Source organism: Shewanella sp. T24-MNA-CIBAN-0130 (assembly GCF_040310185.1).
Lineage (GTDB): Bacteria > Pseudomonadota > Gammaproteobacteria > Enterobacterales > Shewanellaceae > Shewanella > Shewanella psychromarinicola.
On the sequence record NZ_JBEOPP010000446.1, the window covers coordinates 1 to 251 of the forward strand.

Consider the following 251-nt stretch of genomic DNA (forward strand, 5'->3'; position numbering starts at 1 on the left):
GGGCAGTTTATATCTGCCGACAAAAGTGCACACTCTAGAAGATGTGCTTACTCAGCCGATAGCGGTGATCCAGCTAACGATTACTTCTGGGATGATCACTTCAAACAAAATGCGTGATGCCATTACTGACGGTTTTGAAGCTGCTACCGACAATGACACACACTCAATTGCCAAAGATATTGAACATTTTACCCAATTGTTTGCAGATGAAATTGTCGACGGTGATCAATTTACTTTTGTCACCCAAAAAG

The 251-nt window shown here is 41.8% G+C and carries 1 protein-coding gene; it reads left to right on the forward strand.

Translation table 11 applies throughout. From position 1 onward, the window contains the following. The coding region (locus AAEZ02_RS23070) for a chalcone isomerase family protein (RefSeq protein ID WP_351125495.1) at positions 1-251 on the forward strand (251 nt) is incomplete at both ends.